Origin of the sequence: Lentzea sp. NPDC020367, assembly GCF_044387305.1 — a bacterium.
GTDB lineage: Bacteria > Actinomycetota > Actinomycetes > Mycobacteriales > Pseudonocardiaceae > Lentzea.
The window spans coordinates 92801-100219 of record NZ_JBIRVV010000022.1; the positions used below are offsets into that span (position 1 = coordinate 92801).

Genomic DNA, 7419 nt, shown 5'->3' on the forward strand with positions numbered 1-7419 from the left:
CTTCCACCGATCTAGGAAGCACCCAGCTCCCGCCTGGGGTGACGCGGGGCTACCTCGCCGCGGGGAGTGGTCATGGTGACCTCGTTCGCTGCCCTAAGACGGGAACCAAGATCGTGCAACGCGTCGGCGAGCGAGGCTGCCTGTGAGGGTTCCAGGTCGTCGTAGATCGCCTTCGCGTGTTCCCAGGCCTCCGCCGCACCGTCGTATCGAGCGGTCAGCGCGAGAATTCGTCCAAGAGTGATCAGGGCTTCGGCCTCTTCGCTCCTGTCAGATGCCCTGCGGCAGAGCTTCACCGCCTGGCGGGCGTACTGCGTCGCCTCGAAGATCTGTGCGCGGTCGAACTCGATCTGGCTGAGCAGATCCATCGTCCTGCCGACAGCCCCCAGATCGTGGATCTTCGACAGTTGTGACAGCGCCACGTGAAGGAACATCTCGGCTTCGTCCATTCGCCCCTGGTCGAACACGAGCGAGCCGAGCAACAAGAGTGCACGTCCACAGCGGGCGATGTCGCCGGACCTCGATCCCAGTGACAAGGCTTCTCGGTAGTAGATCTCAGCCTGATCGAACGCCCCCGCCGCGTTGTAGGCCTGTCCGGCGTTGCACAGGAACGCCGCTTCCATGCTGGCCTGGCCCTTGGAACGGATCAGACTCAGCGCGCGTTCATGGGAATCGATTGCCGTCAGTACGTTTCCGGTGGCAAGCATGATCCTTGCGCCGGTTTCCAGACACATGGCGAGACCGATGTCGTCGGCCGTGTCGGCGAACTGTGCGTGTGCCATGTGGAGATGCTGTTGCGCCAGCGCGAACTCCTGGCGCAGTAGATGAGCAAGCGCGATGGTGTGTCGCACGCCTGCCTCATGTACCGCTCCTGCGGAGGCCGCAGCAGCCAGCCCGAATTGCATCAGAGCCAGTGCTTCGTCCACGAACCCGTACCGCAGCAGTACCTGCCCGATCAGCTGGGACAGGGCGGCTGCGTGCTCGTGGTGTCCCGACTGCGCGCCCAGCCGCACGAGTGCGTGGATGTTCTGACGCTCCGAGATACACCAGGCCCTGGCTGAGGCTTCGCCGGTGAAATCCAGGCCGGCGTCATCGACGATTGTGACGCGGGCACGTGTCGGAGCGAAGAAGAGCAGCTGGGCTGCGGCGTAAACACTGCAGATGTAGAAGCTGAACAGGCGTTGTTCCGCTTCGAAGCGTTCCGTCGTGTGATCGATCAGGTCACCGGCGTACTCGTGAACCAGACGGTGGAACCCGTAGCGCTGCGACCTGGGCCGCTCCAGCAGATGCAGACCCGCCATCACGTCGAGCGCGTGCTGCGCCTGGGCCGACGGCAGACCGGAGAGCGCGGTCGTCATCTCGACGCCGAAATCAGGGCCGGGGTGTGCGCCGAGCAAGCGGAAGAGCCGACGCGCATCTTCGTCCAGCACACGAACGGACTGCGCGAACATCGCGCGAAGACCGCAGCGGGCGGTGTCGCTCCCCAGACCGAGGTCCAGCACTCGCCGTTTCCGGCTGAAGTCGTTGAGAAGATCGGCGAACCGCACAGCCGGATGGTCGACGACGTGCTGCACAAGGACCCTCAGCGCGAGCGGGATGCCGCCGAACGGCTTGACCAGCCTGGTGAGCACTTCGTGCTCAACTCGTGCCCGCCGTCCGATGTGCTCGGTCACCAGGCGCGCGGACGACTCCGGCGACAGCGGCGGCACGGACAGCTGGACAGGGGACTCCCGCACGGCAACGCCCGATAGAGACGACCTGCTGGTGACCACCACAACGCACTCGGACAGCACCGGCAACAGTTCACGCACTTGCTCGATGTCCCGTGCGTTGTCGAGTATCACCAGCACCTTCCGGCCACTCAACAACGACCGAAGTCTCGCAGCGCTGGGTCCGCTGGCCGGGATGCCGTCGAACGGTTCGCCGAGCCCAACGAGGAATTGGGCAGCCACAATGGTGTGCTGGAGGGCCCGGCCGTCGCAGAAGCCTCGGAGGTTGGTGAAGAGCACGCCGCCAGGGAACCGGTGCTGTGCTTGGTGTGCCCATCGGAGCACGAGCTCCGTCTTTCCGACTCCGGCTGCGCCTGAGACCGTCACGAGTCCTGGGCGCTCGGTGATTTCGTCCAGCTTGGCCAGCAGGTCCTCGCGGCCGACGAACACCGGGTTGTGAAGGGGCAACTGGACCGGTACCGGCCTGCTCGCGTCGATGATCGTGCGGGGCGTGGGGGCAGTGCTGTCAACAGTAGCGAACATTGCCTGGATCTCGTCCCTGCGCCGGGAAGCGCCGGGATAGTCGTAGGCGACCGCGACGGTCAGCAGGTCGATGCTGCGCTGGAGGTCGCCGAGCTCGAACGCGTGCTCGGCGAGCGTGCGCGCGTCACCCCCGAGCTGAGCTCGAACCGCCACCTCACCCGCTGCACGACGCTCCGCCGCGCTCATCCCCTCCACTTCTCGCTGCAGGGCCGCGAAGTCGAGCGGCGCTGTGGTGAACTGGTGGTTCTCCTCACCGAGTGAGGTGCGCCGGATGCGTGCCAGCAGATCAATCACATCAATCGGCTTGTCAGTCACTGGGCGTCCCTCTCCTTGTCGGTCTGCGTAGACTGCCGGTAACCCTTCTGCCGCAGATCTGTTCTGAGCCGCCTCATGCCTTCGCACAGGTGTTCTTTGAGGGTGTTGGGCTGGATTCCCAGCACGGCGGCAGCGTCTCGATAACTGAGTCCGTCGATCTTCACCAGCGCGATCGCTTCGAGCTGCCGGGTCGTCAGCCGCATCGTGGCGTCATGCAGGTCCGCTGCGGCCGTGCACGTCAGACCTGTGTCGTGGTCACGCACCACCTCGCCGATCGCCGCCAGCTCCAAGGCGATGCTGTCCATGCCAACCTCGTTCGACGCTCTTCTTCGTTTATCTCGCAGCCAGTCCACGAGTCGACAGCGAGCGGTTCGGTACATGAGCGCGATTCGGCTACGAGGCCGTCCGCGCTCAGCTTCGGTGATGATCATCGACCGCCACACGTCCTGTGCGAGATCATCTGCTACCTGTGGATCCGCGCCGCGCCGCCGTAGAAAACCGACAAGGCGAGCCTGCTTCCTGGTCGCGAACGTCCCCAGACACTCGTCCGCGTTGTCGTCTGAAGCGTCGTCACCGACTTGGGACTCGATCACTTGTCGGTGGCCTCCTGATCCGACGTGTGACCGAGCCGTGGGAAAGGCGCGGCTGTGACTGGCCGGCGACTTTCGCCGGCACCATTCCAAGCGGCTGTGCCGCAGCCCACGGACGCGGTCACGCAGGTCTCACCGTCCCCACCACGTTCAGCTCCTGCCTCGTCAGGTTGTCCTGCTACATGACAAGTCGTGCGGCGGGTGCCCATCGGGGGGAGCGACTGAGAAATTCGTGCTCGCGTGTCTCAGTGCAGCGCTCAAGAGGACGGCAGCGCTGGTGAAGGAGCGTCTCACGGCGCAGGCGCGAATCGCGGCTAAGATGTCGTTCCTGACGCTCGTCGAGCGCTGGCGGGCGTATCGATCAGGTGAGGCCCCTGGTCGGGATCATCACCGGCATAACTGATCGACTTCTTGGCGGATTGGCAGACCTCTACGACATGGACGGCGAGGGCGGCACTCTCGAAGATCTGGTCCGTGAACATCTGGGCCCGGCCGTCGACGACTACGACGTCGAGGCGGTCACCGCTGACTACCGGGAGGCGGTGAACGCACGACGGAGTGACACGGGGATGAGTCTCGATGAGAACAGCGATGTCATCGCGGACGGCTTCATCGATGACAACCCGCGTGAGCTCCTCGACGACGCGGTGTTCAACACGAAGCTCTCGTCGATCATCGATCTGCATCGGCCTTGAGAGCGTGAGGACTCCGAGCATGCTCACGATCCTCGTGCTGCGAGCCGCTCGCCCGAAGGTGTCGAGCTGAATGCACCTTGAGGCGATGTCTTGGAACCGGGCGAGGAGAGTAATTGTCCACTTTGGATTGAATCGGCAGTGTTCTCCGGGAAGCGGCTGCTGGCTGGCCAGCTGCTAAAGGGCTGCTCGTCGTTCGAATTGGTCGCGCCGATACCTGCTCGTTTTGGGGCAACGAGGCGTGCCGGGGGCTGAGAGGTGCGCGCAAACTGATCACAGCGGATGCGTGTGCTGCTCGATCCCGTGCAGGTTCCAGGCCGTGGCGTGCTGCGCCACGTCCTCTGGGGCGACGGGGCAAAAGTCGGGTGCGAGCGCGAGAAAGCGTTGCCCTGCGGGGGCGACGACCTGAAACAGCCTGGCTTCAGAGCCGTGCTCGGGTGAAGGCCCCAAGTCCTGGGTCGAGACTTGCGGATGCCAGAGGACGAACCTGGGCATCGGGACCTCGACTCCGGCGACTGTGATCGTCTTCGGTTCCTCTCGAAGGAAGCAGCTGTGTTCTTCTCGAGGAAGTTCCCCGTTGGGCTCCACTCGTGGTCCGATTGATCGAACGAATTCGACCACGCTGCCCTCGTACAGCATCCTCGTCACCCTGAGGAGGATGCGCTCCACATCGTTGTTGATGCCGGTGAAACGGCCCAGCCGCCGGCCGGTCAGGTCCTCCACGACCTGAAGATCTTCGAGCACCTCGATGGACGCGCGTGCTCGCAGCAGTTGTTCGTCGGTGAGATCAGGCGTGACGAAGGTCAGATTCGGTTCTTCGTCCTGCTCGCCGTAGAACTCCATCGTGGCAGCTTCGTCGATCAACAAGTGGAAACGGTGTCGAGCCAGATCCGCGCTGTTGCTCTCGCACCGCTCCTTCAACTCCATCGTTGCCGGACCCAGTCCGCCTAGCGCCGACGGTAGCTGTAGATGGCACACAACGCCGTCGGTGATCAGCACGTCGACGCGATGCTCCTCCGACCCGTTGGGAGGACGCGGTACGAAGGCGGCGTCGTACTCGGCCAGTGAGCTTCCATCGCTGTTGCGGAGCACTACCCGCAGCCGCCGTGCCGGATCCTGTCTGATGGCTTCGATGATCGTGAACCTCGTCCACTGCCCACCAGGTTCCTCGCTGTAGTCCTCCGCTGTTGGCTCCGTTCCGATCGGTGCCGTGTACAGGGCCGCCTCTTCGACGAACTCGGAGCCCACCACGACCTCGCGTTCCCACGTCGTGATGTCGAGGTCGATCAAGCCGGCTTCGCGTAGCTTCTCCACGTATCGCAACGTGCGGACCGCGAGCTGTGCGATCTGGCAGTAGTAGCGCACTGCGGCCACGTAGCGCGTCCGCATCCGATAGTCCAACGCAGCGCGTCTGGTCGCATCCGGGTCTACATGAACGAGGTCGATGTACATCCACGCCTCAGCCAGCAACACGTTGGATACCGGAGTGGCGCCATAGGGATCGTCCGATCGAGCCCACTGGACGAGGCTGTAAGTCTCACCGCTAGCCGCAGTCTTCCACGCACTCCGCAGATCGTTGAGTTCGTCTCGGAACTGCTCGACAGCCGGGTCCGGCGACGCGTCCAGCGTGCGCTTGAGCGCCTTCGTCACCGCGTAGTGATAGATCGATTCACCTCCCAGCAAGAGAGGCCGGACGCGGGCAGCTAGCGACTCGAACACCTCCTCATCCGGCGGGAGTACGTGTACGAGGCGTGCGGTCCCGTCTGTGAGCAGACGTATCCCGATTCGATCTTCAGCATGGCCTGCCAGAACGGCGGGATCTCTGACGAGCGAGTGGGCTTCGATCCGACGAGCACGGACGACGAAGGCTTCGACGGTTTCCTGGCGGCTCGGTGACACGTGATGATCCTTGGGCTGCGATAGGGCCTAACGGCCGGGCTATGACCTTGAGTGGTTTCGTCGCCCAACGGTTAAGGACTCATGAGGAAGTGGATGTGGCACAAGCATGTCCGGCGCGACGCGGGCCGGCAGCTGATCGAGCCAATCCGCAAGCTCTTCCACGTGACGTGGTACGAACGTGGGCAAGACGCGAAGCTCTGGCGAGTCGAGCAGCGCGCTCCGCACTTCCTTGTCGGTGAACACGGCATCGCAGTAGGCGTAGGCCACTGACATGGCGTCGATGTCGGTGACGTGATTCGACTTCCACACGTGAGCGGGGTTCTGGTGAAACCGTGTCTTCATGCTGATTGCCACCTGTGCGTGCGGCATCGAGGCAAGGAGGATTCGCATCTGATCATCGGTGGGTTCGAACGCCGGCCGGCCGGCGTTGATTCGTTCGATTCTGATGCGTGTGAACATGTCGAGCCACTCATGCACGAACTCTCGGGCCGCGATGAGATCTCGTAGCCGACCGCGGCGCAGCTTCGGATTCTCCTTCAGAACGCGGGCTGTATCCCGCTCGAAGCCGACGCGGCTCTCATGAGTTGCCAACGGAATTTCTGGGCGGTACCCGTACTGGTTGCGCAGATCGTCGACTTCGTCGTCGGCCGGGCCACGCAGGGCATCGTGCTCAAGCTTGAAGTTGAACTCGGCCATCGTGCGGTCGAACTCCACGGTGCCGGTGGCGCGACGAAAGTCTTCAGTCTTGCCATTGCCGTGCTCGTCGACGATCTTGAGTCCGCCGACCAGACCGAATGCATGTCCGATAGTCGATCTTATGAGCGGGTAGCCGAGTTCATCGGGCAACGGTTCACCAGTGATCGAGGCGATGCCGGCAATGAACTCAAGATGCCCCAAGGTGGGGCGACCAAGCATGTACTGATACCCGGTGAGGGGTTCGAGGACGTCCGCCAGGGCACGGCGTTGCTTCGGGTCGACGATCTTGGCGCTCTCCCAGACATGGGATTCGCTCAGCGGAAAGATCGCACGACGTTCGCATGCTGCGCGACGCGCCGATTCGAACAGGCGACCGTATGCCTGGACAGCCTTCGGATGACCTGTCCGCACTCTCGCCATCGCGACGATGTGATTCAGGTCGAGGTTTACCAGCGGGATCTTTGGTCGCATCACTTGCGCCCAGACCAGCTTGTCAGCCATGGGTACTCTCAGCTGGCTTGCCACTGCACCTCTCCTTCCCGGCTTCTCGGGTTGCGGCACATTACCTTCGGTCAGGCCTTGCTGGCACTTCCTTTTGATGTGTGTGCGATTCGGGCCGTCTGATTTCTGGCGCCTTGTTGTCCGAAGCTGGTTTTAGGTAAAGGCCGTCCAGTTCACAGCGGAGGCAACGCAGCCCGTGGCTCGGTCCGCCATGAGGGTGAGGTCGCTCGTCGGAGGAGAACGGCGCGCTGCTTGATCGCAAGGGGGTGCGCCGTCGTGCGCTGGACCATTGCCGGTCGAAGGAAGTCCACTGTGGATCACAGCGACCGTCCATTATGGACTTCTGGGGCCCCTTCTGGGCCCCTTCTCGTCGAGACCCAATGAGTCGCGATGGGTCTGAACAGGTAAAACATGCCGATGGGGCCGCCTTCGGAAGGTGCTCCGAAAACGGCCCCATCGTGACCCGTCAGGTCTGGT

The 7419-nt window shown here is 63.2% G+C and carries 5 protein-coding genes; 1 reads left to right on the plus strand and 4 read right to left on the minus strand.

The window, feature by feature from the left end:
• Nucleotides 1-11: 11 nt before the first annotated feature.
• Both ACH413_RS44075 and ACH413_RS44080 read right to left on the minus strand, forming a co-directional pair.
• A complete protein-coding gene (locus tag ACH413_RS44075) occupies nucleotides 12-2564 on the minus strand; it encodes an NB-ARC domain-containing protein (RefSeq protein WP_360047665.1) in 2553 nt (850 codons plus the stop codon).
• Nucleotides 2561-3157 carry a sigma-70 family RNA polymerase sigma factor gene (locus ACH413_RS44080; protein WP_360047667.1) on the minus strand — a complete coding sequence of 199 codons (597 nt, stop codon included), beginning with the start codon at nucleotides 3155-3157 and terminating at the stop codon, nucleotides 2561-2563. The genes ACH413_RS44075 and ACH413_RS44080 overlap by 4 nt, the downstream gene beginning before the upstream one ends.
• Nucleotides 3158-3573: 416 nt before the next feature.
• Here ACH413_RS44080 and ACH413_RS44085 point away from each other — a divergent pair, with 416 nt between their 5' ends.
• Entirely contained in the window at nucleotides 3574-3849 is a 276-nt protein-coding gene (locus ACH413_RS44085; protein WP_360047669.1) for a hypothetical protein, read from the plus strand.
• 270 nt (nucleotides 3850-4119) lie between these two features.
• Here the strand turns inward: ACH413_RS44085 and ACH413_RS44090 are convergent, their stop codons facing one another.
• Nucleotides 4120-5745 (minus strand): hypothetical protein, encoded by a 1626-nt coding sequence (locus ACH413_RS44090; protein WP_360047671.1) that lies wholly within the window; start codon nucleotides 5743-5745, stop codon nucleotides 4120-4122.
• Between the two features lie 39 nt (nucleotides 5746-5784).
• Entirely contained in the window at nucleotides 5785-6942 is a 1158-nt protein-coding gene (locus ACH413_RS44095) for a hypothetical protein (protein ID WP_360047672.1), read from the minus strand.
• Nucleotides 6943-7419 lie beyond the last annotated feature (477 nt).

Bases quoted from the DNA above. Each gene is read 5' to 3' on its own strand.
- ACH413_RS44095 (WP_360047672.1), bottom strand. From the start codon at position 6,942: ATGGCTGACAAGCTGGTCTGGGCGCAAGTGATGCGACCAAAGATCCCG.